13 protein-coding genes are annotated in these 14,038 nt (G+C 73.8%); 4 read left to right on the top strand and 9 right to left on the bottom strand.

The genetic code is table 11. The features are described 5' to 3' along the window. Positions 1–3 precede the first annotated feature (3 nt). On the top strand, positions 4–222 hold the full coding sequence (locus ACN267_RS32025; protein WP_067312494.1) for a DUF397 domain-containing protein: 219 nt from the start codon (positions 4–6) through the stop codon (positions 220–222). Between the two features lie 121 nt (positions 223–343). Here ACN267_RS32025 and ACN267_RS32020 read toward each other — a convergent pair whose 3' ends face one another. After that, complete coding sequence (locus ACN267_RS32020; protein WP_421490347.1) at positions 344–832, bottom strand: hypothetical protein; 489 nt, start codon at positions 830–832, stop codon at positions 344–346. Positions 833–937: 105 nt separating this feature from the next. Between ACN267_RS32020 and ACN267_RS32015 the strand changes: the two genes are divergently transcribed. The 3 genes from ACN267_RS32015 to ACN267_RS32005 all read left to right on the top strand — a co-directional run bounded on the left by ACN267_RS32015 (position 938) and on the right by ACN267_RS32005 (position 4,226). Continuing rightward, positions 938–2,185: a cytochrome P450 gene (locus ACN267_RS32015; protein ID WP_204959579.1), complete on the top strand. Its 1,248-nt coding sequence runs from the start codon at positions 938–940 to the stop codon at positions 2,183–2,185. 218 nt (positions 2,186–2,403) lie between these two features. Next, the gene (locus tag ACN267_RS32010) at positions 2,404–3,507 is read left to right on the top strand and encodes a glycosyltransferase (protein WP_281894955.1); all 1,104 of its coding nucleotides are present in this window, start codon (positions 2,404–2,406) and stop codon (positions 3,505–3,507) included. Between the two features lie 236 nt (positions 3,508–3,743). Next, positions 3,744–4,226 carry a DUF4383 domain-containing protein gene (locus tag ACN267_RS32005; RefSeq protein ID WP_204959580.1) on the top strand — a complete coding sequence of 161 codons (483 nt, stop codon included), beginning with the start codon at positions 3,744–3,746 and terminating at the stop codon, positions 4,224–4,226. Between the two features lie 10 nt (positions 4,227–4,236). Here the strand turns inward: ACN267_RS32005 and ACN267_RS32000 are convergent, their stop codons facing one another. From ACN267_RS32000 to ACN267_RS31965, 8 genes are all read right to left on the bottom strand, one after another. Further along, positions 4,237–4,686 carry a GNAT family N-acetyltransferase gene (locus ACN267_RS32000; RefSeq protein WP_204959581.1) on the bottom strand — a complete coding sequence of 150 codons (450 nt, stop codon included), beginning with the start codon at positions 4,684–4,686 and terminating at the stop codon, positions 4,237–4,239. 70 nt (positions 4,687–4,756) lie between these two features. Beyond that, entirely contained in the window at positions 4,757–6,229 is a 1,473-nt protein-coding gene (obgE, locus tag ACN267_RS31995; RefSeq protein ID WP_281894951.1) for a GTPase ObgE, read from the bottom strand. Positions 6,230–6,385: 156 nt separating this feature from the next. Continuing rightward, the gene (gene rpmA / locus ACN267_RS31990; RefSeq protein WP_088647594.1) at positions 6,386–6,637 is read right to left on the bottom strand and encodes a 50S ribosomal protein L27; all 252 of its coding nucleotides are present in this window, start codon (positions 6,635–6,637) and stop codon (positions 6,386–6,388) included. Between the two features lie 11 nt (positions 6,638–6,648). Beyond that, positions 6,649–6,963, bottom strand: coding sequence for a 50S ribosomal protein L21 (gene rplU / locus ACN267_RS31985; protein ID WP_067312477.1), 315 nt, complete (start codon positions 6,961–6,963; stop codon positions 6,649–6,651). A 181-nt stretch (positions 6,964–7,144) separates the two neighbouring features. Beyond that, a complete protein-coding gene (locus ACN267_RS31980; protein WP_421490346.1) occupies positions 7,145–7,639 on the bottom strand; it encodes a hypothetical protein in 495 nt (164 codons plus the stop codon). Between the two features lie 120 nt (positions 7,640–7,759). Continuing rightward, on the bottom strand, positions 7,760–10,897 hold the full coding sequence (locus ACN267_RS31975) for an Rne/Rng family ribonuclease (protein ID WP_421490345.1): 3,138 nt from the start codon (positions 10,895–10,897) through the stop codon (positions 7,760–7,762). Positions 10,898–11,028: 131 nt separating this feature from the next. Then, complete coding sequence (locus tag ACN267_RS31970) at positions 11,029–11,748, bottom strand: TIGR03936 family radical SAM-associated protein (RefSeq protein ID WP_204959683.1); 720 nt, start codon at positions 11,746–11,748, stop codon at positions 11,029–11,031. A gap of 187 nt (positions 11,749–11,935) precedes the next feature. After that, complete coding sequence (locus ACN267_RS31965; RefSeq protein ID WP_421490344.1) at positions 11,936–13,966, bottom strand: TIGR03960 family B12-binding radical SAM protein; 2,031 nt, start codon at positions 13,964–13,966, stop codon at positions 11,936–11,938. Between the last annotated feature and the right edge of the window lie 72 nt (positions 13,967–14,038).

Below are 14,038 nucleotides of genomic sequence, written 5' to 3'. Positions count from 1 at the left end.
ACAATGGGTCAGCACCCCAAGGGCGACTTCGACCTGTCCCGGGCGGTCTGGCAGCGAGCCGAGGGCGACACCTCCGACAGCGCGGTCGAGGTGGCCTTCGTGGACGACCTGATCGGGATGCGCAACTCGGCCGAGCCGGACGGCCCGGTGCTGGTGTTCACCCAGGCGGAGTGGGACGCGTTCGTCGCAGGCGCGCAGGACGGCGAGTTCGACCTGGACTGACGGCCGGGCAGCGGCCCCCGGGCGGTACGCGGCGACCCGCCCCGCGCCCGGGGGCACGGCTGATCGGGCGACCGCCGCCCCGACCCGCCCCGGGCCGGCGCGGTGGCACCCACTCGACGGCTCACCCGTCCCCCTCGCCCCAGCCCAGTCCGCCCGGCCCCGGGGCGTGGTGGAAGCCGGGGTGGCCGGCGACGTCGGCGCAGCGGTCGCCGTCCGGGCCGACGGCGGAACAGAACAGCCGCTCCGCGCCCCGCCAGGCATCGGCCGGGGACAGCGCGGCCGAGGCCAGCACCAGCTCCGGACGGAGCAGGCTCAGCGCCTCCGCGTACGCCACCGCCAACTCCCGGGCATGTTCCGGCCCGTCGGCGGTGAACCCGAGGTGCACGGTGAAGCGCCGGGACGGCCGGCGTGGCCTGGCGAGCAGCGGCCGACCCGGCGGGTGGCCCCCGCCGGCCCGGCCGAGCGCATCGACCACCTGTCGCTGACGCCAGTACGGCGGTGTGATCTCCCGCATCCGGTCCTCCCCGTCGTCGACGCCCCACGGCCGCCCGTGCGGGCCCGGGGTCGAGCAAACCAGGTTCGCGGCGGCCCGGGAGGGGCCAGCGGGCATCCGGTCACCGTCCGGGGCACGGCGGGATTCAGGGCCCCGGACCCGGGTAGACCACCCACGGCCGACCAGCCGGGTCCGCCCACGTCACCGCGTCAGGAGAGCCCGATGGCCACCACACCGGCCGACCGCAGCCTGGAGAGCACGCTGGCGTTCTTCCGCGAGGGCTACCGGTTCATCAGCAACAGGTGTGAGCGCTACGACACGGACATCTTCACCGCCAGGCTGCTGCTGGAACCGACGATCTTCCTGCGCGGGCGGGCCGCGGCGGAACTGTTCTACGACCCGCAGCGGTTCCGGCGCGCCGGTGCCGCTCCCAAGCGGGGTCAGCGGACGCTGACCGGGCAGGGTGGGGTGCAGGGGTTGGACGGGGCGGCCCACGCGGACCGCAAGGCGATGTTCATGTCGATCATGACGCCTTCGGCGGTCGAGCGGATCGGCCGGCTCTTCGCCGACCAGTGGCGCGTCCGGCTGGCCGCCTGGGGCGCCGCCGGCCCGGTGGTGCTCCGCGACGAGATCGGTCCGATGCTGTTGCGGGCCGTCTGCTCCTGGGCGGGCGTACCGCTGCCGGAGAGCGAGGTCGGCAGGCGTAACGCCCAGATGCAGGCCATGATCGACGGACCGGCCGCGCTCGGCCCCCGGCACTGGCGGGGGTTGTACGGCCGGCTGCGGGCCGAACGCTGGATCGCCGACCTGGTGGAGCGGGTACGGGTCGGCACCGTGGCCGCTCCCGAGGGCAGCGCGCTCGCGGTGGTCGCCGAGCACCGCGACGCCGGGGGGCGGCTGCTCCCCCGCCGGGTCGCCGCCGTGGAACTGATCAACGTGCTGCGTCCCACCGTGGCCGTCGACAGGTACGTCCTGTTCGCCGCCCTGGCCCTGCACGACCATCCGGACTGGCGGGAACGGGTGCGCACCGGCGACGAGCCGACCGAGTGGTTCGTCCAGGAGGTCCGCCGCTACTACCCGTTCTTCCCGGTCGCCTTCGCCCGGGTGCGGGACTCCTTCGAGTGGCAGGGGCACCACTTCCCGGCCGACCGCCGGGTGCTGCTCGATCTGTACGGCACCAACCACCACCCAGGGATCTGGTCCGAGCCGGAGCGGTTCCGCCCGGAACGGTTCGCCGGCTGGCGCGACGACCCGTACGGTTTCGTGCCGCAGGGCGGGGGCAGCCACCTGGGCGGCCACCGCTGCGCCGGGGAATGGATCACCATCGAGCTGATGAAGCGGGCGGTCGGCCTGCTGACCGGGGCGATGGACTACCGGCTGCCGCCGCAGGACCTGGCCCTGGACCTGTCCCAGGTGCCGACCCTGCCGCCCAGCGGCCTGGTGCTCACCGACGTCCGCCCCAGCAACTGACCGCCGGGGCCGGGCCGCCGCACGGGACCCGGCGGCACCGGTCGGGTGCGGGTGCCTGACGCCGCGCGGTTTGTCCGGCCGGGGGCGGGGGATGTCCGGGGACCACCGTCACCGGGAGGACCCGTGCCCGACACGATCCACCGCCGCGCCGGCACCGGCCGGGACGCCGCCACCACCGTCCGCTGCGGGCGGACCGCCGGACGTCGCGGGGCACGCCGGTGAGCGCCCCCGCCGGGTCCGCGCGACCGGCCCCGGCCGGGTTCCGCCCGGCCGCCGTGGCGGGCGGGCCGCCGCGCCCGCCCCGGCTCCCCGTCGAGTACGTCCTGCCGCTGCGCCGGACCGACGACGACGGCCTGGCCGAGCTGACCGACTACCTGCGCACGCTGTGCCGGCTGGTCGACGTGACAGTGGTCGACGGCTCACCACCACAGGTGTTCGCCGGGCACGCCGCCCACTGGCGCGGCCTGCTGCGGCACCTGCCGCCCGACCCGGCGGTGCAGGGGCTCAACGGCAAGGTACGCGGGGTGCTGACCGGGGTGGCGGCGGCCCGGCACGAACACGTGGTGATCGCCGACGACGACGTCCGGTACGCCGAGGCGGAACTGCTGGTGGTGCACCGCCTGCTGGACACCGTCGACCTGGTCCGCCCGCAGAACTACTTCGACCCGCTGCCCTGGCACGCCTGGTGGGACACCGGCCGGACCCTGCTCGACCGGGCGTTCGGCGTCGACTGGCCGGGGACCCTGGCGGTGCGGCGCAGCACCTTCCGGGCGATGGGCGGCTACGACCCGGACGTGCTCTTCGAGAACCTGGAGCTGGTCCGCACGGTGCGCGCGTACGGCGGCACCGAGGCGAGTCCCGCCTGGCTCTACGTCCGCCGGCTGCCGCCGTCCACAGCGCGCTTCCGGGGCCAGCGGGTCCGCCAGGCGTACGACGACCTGGCCCGACCGGCGCGGCTGCTGGTGACACTGGCGGTGCTGCCTGCCGTGGTGGCCGCGTCGGTGGCCCGCCGGCCGGGGCTGGTGGCCGGTGCGGCGGCCGGGGCGGTGGCGCTGGCGGAGATCGGTCGGCGACGGGCCGGCGGCACGGCGGTGTTCCCGGCGAGCACCACCCTGGCCGCGCCGCTCTGGCTGCTCGAACGCGGGTTCTGCGGGTGGCTCGCGGTGGCCCGTCGGGTGGGCCGGGGCGGGGTGCGTCACGCCGGTCGGCGGGTGCGCCGCCCGGCGCACTCGGTGCGGGCGCTGCGGCACCTGATGGCCCCGGCCGAACCGGGCGAGCTGATCCGGTGGGTGCGGGCCGATCCGGCCTCCCGGGGCCGCTGACCGGACGTGACCCGCGAGCACGCCCGACAGGGTGCCCGGGATGACTGTCGGTTCCGGGCCTCCCAGCGGCGGCGGCCCAGCCGGGGGTCGCGGCCCGGCCCGGCGTCGGCGGCCAGCGCCGGATGCCGGTGGGTGGCACACAATTCGCGTTTCCGCCGCCGGAGGTCGCCGGCCGGCCCAGAATGTGAGGATCGTCCGACTGTGCCGCGCAGTTGGCTCCCGTGGAGGTGACAGCGATGGCCCACGCCGTACGACGACCCGCCCCGGCCGCCCCGAAGCCCCGGGTGCAGACGGTCGCCGCCGCCGTCGCGGTGGTCTTCCTGCTGCTCGGTGTCCTCGGCTTCGTTCCCGGCGTCACCACCGGCTACGACGGGCTGGCCTTCGCCGGCCACCACTCCGGGGCGAAGCTGCTCGGGGTGTTCCAGGTGTCGGTCCTGCACAACCTGCTGCACCTGCTGTTCGGGGTGGTCGGCCTGGCGCTGGCCCGCCGGCTCGGTGGGGCCCGGCTCTACCTCACCGTCGGCGGGGTGCTCTACCTGGCGCTCTGGCTGTACGGCTTCGCCGTCGCCCGGGACGCCCCGGCCAACATCGTCCCGTTCAACGACGCGGACAGCTGGCTGCACCTGGGGCTCGGCCTCGGCATGCTCGCCGTCGGCCTGCTGCTGTCCAACGACGCCGGCACCGGCGGCCGGCTGGACGTCCCCGCCGACCGGCCCTGACCCGCCCCGCTCAGGCCGCCACCGGCAGCCGCTTGGCGAAACACACGCTGTACGGGTTGTCGACGTACTCGCCGTAGACCGGGATCGGTTGGTAGCCGCAGGAGGTGTAGAGGCCGATCGCGGCCGGCAGGTAACTGCCCGTCTCCAGGCAGAGCACCGAGTGGCCGCGCTGGAACGCCAGCTCCTCCAGCGCGCTGAGCAACTGCCTGGCGATCCCCCGCCCCCGGTACGCCGGCCGGACGTACATCCGCTTCAGCTCGCCGGTCTCGGCGTCGAGCGACTGTACGCCACCGCAGGCGACCACCCGACCGGCGTCGACCACCACCAGGTAGCGGATGCCGTCGTGCACCACGGTGGCCTGCCCGTCCAGTCCGCCGTCGGCCTCGCGCAGCTCCCGCTGCTGGGCGGCGACCAGCGCGTCGACCTCCGGGTCGGTGGCGGGACGGGACTCGATCAGCATCATCCCACGGTAGGACGGGTCCGTTTCACGAAGGTTTCCAGGAAACGACCCGGACCCGGCCGGTAACGGGCTATTCTTCGTCCCCGTCGCTGTCCTCGTCGTCGTCCGCCGGCTCCGGGGCCGCGTCCAGTTCGTCCTCCGGGCGCTGCCGACGCGCCTTACGGGCGGCCAACCGCTCGGCCGCCCCGGGACGCGTCGACTTCTCCTCCAGCCGGACGTCGGTCCCCCGGTTGCCGGGGATGAAGTCGACGCCCGCGTACAGGGTCGGCTGCCAGTCGAACTCCCGCTCCCCGATCCGGACCAGGTCACCGGGGTTGGCGCCGGCCTTGGCCAGCTTCTCCTCCACGCCCAGCCGGGCCAGCCGGTCGGCGAGGAAGCCGACCGCCTCGTCGTTGTCGAAGTTCGTCTGCCGGACCCAGCGTTCGGGGCGGATACCCCGCACCGTGAACGAGCCGTCGGTCTGCGCCTCGATGGTGAACCCGGCGTCGTCGACCGCCTTCGGCCGGATCACGATCCGGGTCGGCTCGGCCGGCGGGGCGGCCCGGCGGGCCTGGTCCACCAGCTCCGCCATCGCGTACGTCAGCTCCTTGAGCCCCTCCCGGGTGGCCGCGGAGACGTCGAACACCCGGAACCCGCGCGCCTGCAGGTCGGGGCGGACGATGTCGGCGAGGTCCTGCCCGTCCGGCACGTCGACCTTGTTGAGCGCCACCAGCCGGGGCCGGTCGGCCAGCCCGCCGTACTCGGCCAGCTCCGCCTCGATGGTGTCGATGTCGGCAAGCGGGTCCCGGCCCGGCTCCAGGGTCGCCGTGTCGACCACGTGCACCAGCACGGCGCACCGCTCGACGTGGCGCAGGAACTCCAGGCCCAGCCCCTTGCCGGTGGCCGCCCCGGGGATCAGCCCCGGCACGTCGGCGACGGTGAAGGTGTGGTTGTCCACCCGGACCACGCCCAGGTTGGGCACGAGGGTGGTGAACGGGTAGTCGGCGATCTTCGGCTTGGCGGCGGAGATCACCGAGATCAGCGACGACTTGCCCGCCGACGGGAAGCCCACCAGGCCGACGTCGGCGACGCTCTTGAGTTCCAGCACCACGTCGAGCCGGTCACCGGGCTCGCCCAACTCGGCGAAGCCGGGGGCCTTGCGGCGGGCGTTGGCCAGCGAGGCGTTGCCCCGGCCGCCGCGCCCGCCCCGGGCCGCCTCGAAGGTGGTGCCCGCGCCGACCAGGTCGGCCAGCACGGTGCCGTCGAGGGTCTGCACGACGGTGCCGTTCGGCACCTTGATCAGCAGGTCGTGGCCGTTGGCGCCGTCCCGGTTCGACCCCGCGCCGCCCTTGCCGTTCTCGGCCTTGAGGTGCGGGCGGAAGTGGAAGTCCAGCAGGGTGGTGACCTGCGGGTCGACCACCAGCGAGACGCTCCCGCCGTGCCCGCCGTTGCCCCCGTCCGGGCCGCCGAAGGGCTTGAACTTCTCCCGGTGGATGGAGACACAGCCGTGCCCGCCGTCGCCGGCCTGCATGTGCAGGACGACCCGGTCAACGAACGTCGTCACGACGCCAATCCTTCCAGCGGGGTCCGGCCCCGCACCTGAAAAACACCCCCGGCCCCGCCGCGACGGCGGCCGGCACCCGGCGGTGGGGGCATTCCCCCACCTGAAACGGCGAAGCGGGCCGGGACCCCCAGGTCCACGGCCCGCTTCGCCTGCGTGTTACTGCGGCACGATGCTGACGGTCTTGCGACCCCGCTTGGTGCCGAACAGGACCGAGCCGGCGGCCAGCGCGAAGAGCGTGTCGTCGCCACCGCGGCCGACCAGGTCACCGGGGTGGAACTTGGTGCCACGCTGACGGATGAGGATCTCACCCGCGCTGACGACCTGACCACCGAAGCGCTTCACGCCGAGTCGCTGGGCCGCGGAGTCACGACCGTTACGCGAGCTGGACGCACCCTTTTTGTGAGCCATTGTCCGACGACCTACTTCCCGCTGGAGATGCCGGTCACCTTGACCTGGGTCAGCGGCTGGCGGTGACCCTGGCGCTTGTGGTAGCCGGTCTTGTTCTTGAACTTGTGGATCCGGATCTTCGGGCCCTTGGTGTGCGCGGCGATCTCGCCGGACACCGCGACCTTGGCAAGCTTCGCCGCGTCGGTCACCAGGTCGTCACCGTCGACGAGGAGCACCGCGGTGAGCTTCACCGCGTCACCGGGGGCACCGGTGAGCTTCTCGACCTCGATCACGTCGCCCTCGGCGACCTTGTACTGCTTGCCGCCGGTCTTGACGATCGCGTACATCGGAGGCGGACTCCCTGTCGTTGAGGCTGCTGGCGGTCGTTCCCATGGCAACTCGCCGGGTAGCTGTGACACCGGCAGCGCGGGCACGCGGGAACTCGGCACACCAAAGTGCGCCGCAGGAAAGAGTACGCCATCCCCCGCCCGCCGCCCAAACCGGCCCCCCGCCCGGCCGGGCCCGCGGTCAGCGGGCGCAGAGCTGGTCCAGCCGCTGCTGGAGCCGGTCCAACTCGGTCTCGTCGATCGAGTCGACGTCGGTGCCGAGCCGGCCGATCTCGGTGGCCAGGTCGGTGAGCAGGGTCTTCAGCTGCGGATCGGTGGCCCGGCCGGACTGCTGCCGCAGCGCCGTCCGCCAGGTGGTCAGCGCCGTCTCGGCCCGCTTGCGGGCGGTGTCCGCCGCCGCGCTGTCGTTCGCGCCGACCGCCGCGATCATCGTGCCCAGTTCCTCGACGTAGGTGCGTACCGCCGTGGTCGACGCCGCCTCGGCGTCGGCACACACCTGCGGCCCGTTGCCGCCGGCCGGGGAGCCGCTCACCGCGGCCGACGGGACCACGGAGGCGGGGGTGGCGACGCCGGACGGCCGGCCGGAAGCCGTCGGCGCGTCGGCCCGGTCGCCGGAACAGCCGACGCCGGCCAGCAGAACGGTGGTCACCACGATGGCGGCGGGCAGGCGGCGCATGGTCTTCTCCTAGCCGGGGGTGACCGATGGTATCGCCGCACCCCCGGCACGGCAGGACCCCTCCCACCGGCGGTACGCCGGGGAAGGGGTCCACTGCCGTCGGGTGCGCGGCTCAGCCGGTCACGGCCGGGTACGGCGACGGGCACCGCCCCGGCGGGAGCGCCGCCGGCCCGTGCCGGCCTCCCCGTCGTCGCCGTCGGGGTCGCCGAGCGCGTCCGGGTCGTCCGCCCCGGCGAGCCGGGCCGACTCGCCGGCCTGGGCGTCGTCCACGGCCGGGGCGGCCGGGGTCTGCGTCTCGTACCGGGACAGGTCATAGCCCATGGTGTCGTCGTAGCCGTTGTCGGCCGCCGGGGCGGCGACCTCGACCTCGGGGGCCTCGGTGGTCTCCACCACGGCACGCTCCGCGGTCACCGCCTTGCGGGCCCGCCGCCGCGCCGACGCGGTGGCGGTGGGCGACGCCTCGGCCGCCGGGGTGGTGACCGCCGAGGCGACCGCCTTGACCCGTTCGCCCGCGCCGCCACCGGTACGCGGCTTCTCCGGCACCGGCTCGGTGTGGATCACCAGGCCCCGGCCCTTGCAGCACTCGCAGGGCTCGCTGAACGCCTCCAGCAGACCCGCGCCGATCCGCTTGCGGGTCATCTGCACCAGGCCGAGCGAGGTGATCTCGGTCACCTGGTGCTTGGTGCGGTCCCGGCCCAGGCACTCGGTCAACCGGCGCAGCACCAGCTCCCGGTTGGACTCCAGCACCATGTCGATGAAGTCGATCACCACGATGCCGCCGATGTCGCGCAACCGCAGCTGGCGGACGATCTCCTCGGCCGCCTCCAGGTTGTTGCGGGTGACCGTCTCCTCCAGGTTGCCCCCGGAGCCGGTGTACTTGCCGGTGTTGACGTCGATGACGGTCATCGCCTCGGTGCGGTCGATCACCAGCGAGCCGCCGGAGGGGAGGAAGACCTTGCGGTCCAGCCCCTTGATGATCTGCTCGTCGATCCGGTACTCGGCGAACACGTCGGCGGTGCCGACGTACCGGCGCACCCGGTCGACCAGGTCCGGTGAGACGTGCGACAGGTACGACTCGACCATGCCGTACGACTGCTCGCCCTCGATGACCAGCTCGCGGAAGTCCTCGTTGAACAGGTCCCGGACCACCCGGATCACCAGGTCGGGCTCCTCGTAGAGCAGCACCGGGGCGCCGCCTGCGGTCGCCTTGGCCTGGATGTCCTCCCACTGGGCCTGGAGGCGCTTGACGTCCCGGGCCAGTTCGTCCTCGCTGGCCCCCTCGGCGGCGGTCCGCACGATCACGCCCGCACCGTCGGGGACCAGCTTCTTGAGCACGTCGCGCAGCCGCTTGCGCTCGGTGTCGGGCAGCTTGCGGCTGATCCCGGAGGCGTTGCCGTTGGGCACGTAGACCAGGTGCCGGCCGGAGAGCGCCACGTGGCTGGTCAGCCGGGCGCCCTTGTGCCCGATCGGGTCCTTGGTGACCTGCACCAGCACCGAGTCGCCGGAACGCAACGCCTGCTCGATCGAGCGGGAGCGCCCCTCCAGGCCGCTGCTGTCCCAGTTGACCTCACCGGCGTACAGGACGGCGTTGCGACCGCGCCCGACGTCGACGAAGGCCGCCTCCATGCTGGGCAGGACGTTCTGCACCTTGCCCAGGTAGACGTTGCCGGCCATGGTGCCCGACGAGTTGCGGGTGACGTAGTGCTCGACCAGGACGCCGTCCTCCAGGACCGCGATCTGGGTACGGTCGCCGCGCTGACGGACCGCCATCACCCGGTCGACCGCCTCGCGGCGGGCCAGGAACTCCGACTCGCTCAGGATCGGCGGACGGGTCCGGCGCTGCTCCCGACCGTCCCGGCGACGCTGGCGCTTGGCCTCCAGCCGGGTCGAGCCGGAGACGCCCTGCACCTCGTCGACGGCCTTGCGGGGCTCCCGGATCTTGACCACCGTGGGCACGCCGTCGTCGGCGCCGCCCTCGACGTCCCCGGAACCCCGACGACGCCGCCGACGCCGACGCCGGGTCAGCCCGTCCCCGTCGCCCTCGTCCTCGGCCTCGTCGCCCTCACCCTCGGCCTCGGCCTGGGCCGGTTCCTCGGTCTCGTCCTCGTCGGCATCGTCCGCGCCGCCCTTGCCCCGGCCCCGGCCCCGACGGCCCCGACGACGGCGGCGACGCGCGGCGGCCGACTCGTCGTCGTCCTCGTCGTCGTTGTCGTCGCCCTCCTCGGCCTCGCCGGTGGGCTCCTCCACGACGGCCTCGACCGGCTCGACGACCTCGACCGGCTCGACCTCGCGGCGGCCACGGCGACGCCGCCGCCCGGTCTCGACCGGTTCCTCGACGGGCTCCTCGGCGACCGGGCCGGGCTCGACCACCCGGAAGGTGGGCGGCTCCTCCGGCTGCGGGGCCATGAACAGGACCGTCGGCGCGGCGATCGCGGCCCGCCGCCGACGGGTGCGCGGCTGCGGCTCGGCCGGCTCCACCGGCTCGTCGGTGGCCGGCACGGCGACGCCCGGCGACACCTCCCCGGTCCGGTTGCCGGCGGCCGACGGCGAGACGACGGCCGCGCGACCGACGGCGGGCTCCTGCGCCACGGGCTTCACGGGCTCCCCGGCAACGGGCTCCACGGCAACGGGCTCCACGGCCTCGTCGGCGACGGTCGGCTCGGTCGGGGCGGCCGCCTCGACGGCGGGCTCCTCCTCGTCGAGGGCACCATCCTGGGCTGCGGAAACCTCGCCCACGGTCGCCTGACCGGTCGTCACCTCGGCGGCCGGCGGCGCCGGGACCTCGGCGGGCGGCTCGGTCGCCGCCGGGGCGACGGCCTTCTTGCGCCGGGTGCGGGTCACCTTCACCGGCGGGACGAGTTCCGCGCTGCCCTCCTCGACCCCGGCGACGACCACCGGTTCCTCGGCGGCCTTGGCCGGGGTGGCCTTGCGCCGGCGGCGGGTGGTCTTCGGCGCGGAGTCCAGCTCACCGGCGACCGGGACGATCACCTCGGCCTGCTGTGACTCGTCGGTGGCCGACGGGGCGGTGCCGGACGCCTCGGCGGGCGCTCCCCCGGTCAGCTCCGGCTGGCTCAGCGGCGCGGCCCGCCGCCTGGTGGCCCGCCGCCTGGTCGGTGCCGCCACACCCTCCGTGGACGCCGCAGCGCCCTCCGGTGGTGTCGCGGCGGCTCCCGCGCCGGCGTCGATGGTGCTGTCGGCGGTGTCGCCGGCCGGCTGGGAACCGGTCCGTTCGCCGCCCTCGGGCTCGTTCTCGAGCATGGACGTTCTCCAGTTCTGGCGGCCCCGGGCGCGGGTGAGCGCTGCCACGCAGGATCGCCGCAAAAGTGTTTCCGCCGGGCGCGCGACGTGCGCGACCGCCGAAGTCTGCCTGCCAGAACGCCGACCGACGGTCAGCGTTCCCCGATGGCTGCCCCGTCGCGGTCCGCGTCCAACGGATCCACGATCGCGCCCTGCGCGGTCAACACGCCCTGCGCCAGCCGGATCACCCTCGGGGAGACCGGCGGCTCCAGGGCGGCCACCACGCGGAGGCCGGAAAGGACGTCATCGGGTCGTACGGACGGGGTGACCTGCCGTACGACCAGTTCGAGTATCGCACATGACGGCTCCGCCGCCCCGGAAGGCGTCTGCACCGGGGGCAGCACATCGATGCGTGTCACTGCACCTCGCGCGTCGAACGTCCGCCGGCCCTGCTTGGTCATCCGCTCGACCTGCACCTCGTCGGCGGCCACGAAGGCGGAAACCGCCCGTTGCGCCACCGCGTGCTCGACCCCGGGCAGCTCGATGCGCCAGTACGACGCCTCGATCCGCTCGGCCAGACTCCCCCCGGTCGCGACCACCACGTCCAGCACGTCGAGGCCGGGCGAGAGCGCCGCGTCGAGGGCCAGCCGCAGCTGTTCCGGGTCGACCGTCGCCTGGAGGCCGACCTCCAGGTACTCCGCCTCGCTGGCCACACCGGTGGGGGCGGCACTGGCGTAGGAGATCTTCGGGTGCGGGGTGAAGCCCTGGGAGAAGGCCACCGGCACGGCGGCACGGCGCAGGGCGCGCTCGAAGGCGCGGGCGAAGTCCCGGTGGGAGGTGAACCGCAACGGCCCGCGCTTGGCGTACCGGATCCGGACACGCTGGACGACAGGCGCCTGCCCGCCCTCCGGCTGTGGTTTCCTGCTGATCGTCGTACTCCTCGGTCTGGTCACCGGCCGCCGTCCCCCGTGGCGCGGGCTGCCGGTGACGATAGCCGCACAACCGCCGCAACGGGACGGGTGGCCCGCCGTGGCGCGCCGACCCCCGTCCCGTCGACTGTCACTGCTGGGCGCCGGTGGGCACCTTCAACGCGGTCACCGGGGTGAGCGGCAGGAGCTTGCGGCCGGTGGGACCGATCTGGATCTCGGTGTCCATCGACGGGCAGACGCCGCAGTCGAAGCACGGGGTCCACCGGCAGTCGTCCTGCTCGTACTCGCCGAGCGAATCCTGCCAGTCCTGCCAGAGCCAGTCCTTGTCCAGACCCGAGTCCAGGTGGTCCCAGGGCAGCACCTCCAGCTCGTCGCGCTGGCGGGTGGTGTACCAGTCCAGGTCGACACCGAAGGTCGGGAGCACCACGTCGGCGGCGTCCACCCAGCGCCGGTACGAGAAGTGCTCGCTCCAGCCGTCGAACCGGCCACCGTTGCGCCACACCTCGTGGATCACCGCGCCGACCCGGCGGTCACCCCGGCTGAGCAGGCCCTCGATCAGCGACGGCTCCCCGTCGTGGTAGCGGAAGCCGATCGCCCGGCCGAGCGAGCGGTCCGCGTTGATGGCCTGCTTGAGCAGCTTGAGCCGGCCGTCGATGACCTCGGGCCGCTCCATCGACGCCCACTGGAACGGGGTGTGCGGCTTGGGCACGAACCCGCCGATCGAGACGGTGCAGCGGATGTCCTTGGAGCCGGTCGCCGCCCGCCCGGCCCGGATCACCTCGTGCGCCATGTCGGCGATCTCCAGGACGTCGGCGTCGGTCTCGGTGGGCAGGCCGCACATGAAGTACAGCTTCACCTGCCGCCAGCCGTTGGTGTACGCGGTGACCACCGTGCGGATGAGGTCGTCCTTCGACACCATCTTGTTGATGACCTTGCGGATCCGCTCCGACCCGCCCTCCGGGGCGAAGGTCAGCCCGGTGCGCCGGCCGTTGCGGGACAGCTCCTGCGCCAGGTCGATGTTGAACGCGTCCACCCGGGTCGACGGCAGCGACAGCGACACGTTGGTGCCGGCGTACTGCTCGGCCAGGCCGGAGCACATGTCACCGATCTCGGAGTGGTCGGCCGAGGACAGCGACAGCAGGCCCACCTCGTGGAAGCCGGAGAACTCCAGCCCCTGCTGCACCATCTGCCCCACCGTGGTGATCGACCGCTCCCGCACCGGACGGGTGATCATGCCGGCCTGGCAGAACCGGCAGCCCCGGGTGCAGCCCCGGAAGATCTCCACCGCGTACCGCTCGTGCACCGTCTCGGCCAGCGGCACCAGCGGCTTCTTCGGGTACGGCCAGGCGTCCAGGTCCATCGTCGTGCGCTTGTGCACCCGGAACGGCACGTCCGGGCGGTTCGGCACCACCCGCTGGATCCGGCCGTCGGGCAGGTAGTCCACGTCGTAGAAGCGCGGCACGTAGACGCTCTCGGTGCGGGCCAGCCGCAGCAGCAGCTCGTCCCGGCCGCCCGGGGAGCCCTCCGCCTTCCACTCCCGGACGATCGTGGTGATCTCCAGGACCGCCTCCTCGCCGTCGCCGAGCACGGCGGCGTCGATGAAGTCGGCGATCGGCTCCGGGTTGAACGCGGCGTGCCCGCCGGCCACGATCACCGGGTCGGCGTCGGTGCGGTCGGCCGCCAGCATCGGGATGCCGGCCAGGTCGATCGCGGTGAGCAGGTTGGTGTACCCCAGCTCGGTGGAGAACGAGACCCCGAACACGTCGAACCGGCGCACCGAGCGGTGCGCGTCGACGGTGAACTGCGGCACGCCATGGGTGCGCATCAGCGCCTCCAGGTCCGGCCAGACCGCGTACGTCCGCTCGGCCAGCACGTCGGGCAGCTCGTTGAGCACCTCGTACAGGATCTGCACGCCCTGGTTGGGCAGGCCCACCTCGTACGCGTCGGGGTACATCAGCGCCCACCGTACGGTTGCGGCGTCCCAGTCCTTGACCACCGCGCCCAGCTCGCCACCGACGTACTGGATGGGCTTGGTCACCTGGGGCAGCAGCGCCTCCAGCCTTGGCCACACCGACAACGTGGTGTCGTGGTGCGGCGACGCGACCGCCGCGTCGTCGGTCGGGGCCGCGGCGGGGCGCGGGGTCGTGGACGGAGCACTCATGGAGCCCAAGGGTACGCGTCCACCGGCGGTCGGCTCGCCGCACCGCCGACCTGCCCGCTCCGTCACCCACCG

This window comes from Micromonospora sp. WMMD734, from assembly GCF_049178975.1.
In the GTDB taxonomy this organism is placed as follows: domain Bacteria; phylum Actinomycetota; class Actinomycetes; order Mycobacteriales; family Micromonosporaceae; genus Micromonospora; species Micromonospora wenchangensis.
Note: the sequence above shows the minus strand (reverse complement) of the source record. Positions and strands in the feature narration are given on the sequence as shown.

Coding starts and splice junctions, on each gene's coding strand:
- ACN267_RS32005 (WP_204959580.1), top strand. CDS start 3,744: ATGGCCCACGCCGTACGACGACCCGCCCCGGCCGCCCCGAAGCCCCGG.
- ACN267_RS32025 (WP_067312494.1), top strand. CDS start 4: ATGGGTCAGCACCCCAAGGGCGACTTCGACCTGTCCCGGGCGGTCTGG.
- ACN267_RS32015 (WP_204959579.1), top strand. CDS start 938: ATGGCCACCACACCGGCCGACCGCAGCCTGGAGAGCACGCTGGCGTTC.
- ACN267_RS31980 (WP_421490346.1), bottom strand. CDS start 7,639: ATGCGCCGCCTGCCCGCCGCCATCGTGGTGACCACCGTTCTGCTGGCC.
- rplU (WP_067312477.1), bottom strand. CDS start 6,963: ATGTACGCGATCGTCAAGACCGGCGGCAAGCAGTACAAGGTCGCCGAG.
- rpmA (WP_088647594.1), bottom strand. CDS start 6,637: ATGGCTCACAAAAAGGGTGCGTCCAGCTCGCGTAACGGTCGTGACTCC.
- ACN267_RS32020 (WP_421490347.1), bottom strand. CDS start 832: ATGCCCGCTGGCCCCTCCCGGGCCGCCGCGAACCTGGTTTGCTCGACC.
- ACN267_RS31965 (WP_421490344.1), bottom strand. CDS start 13,966: ATGAGTGCTCCGTCCACGACCCCGCGCCCCGCCGCGGCCCCGACCGAC.
- ACN267_RS31975 (WP_421490345.1), bottom strand. CDS start 10,897: ATGCTCGAGAACGAGCCCGAGGGCGGCGAACGGACCGGTTCCCAGCCG.
- ACN267_RS32000 (WP_204959581.1), bottom strand. CDS start 4,686: ATGCTGATCGAGTCCCGTCCCGCCACCGACCCGGAGGTCGACGCGCTG.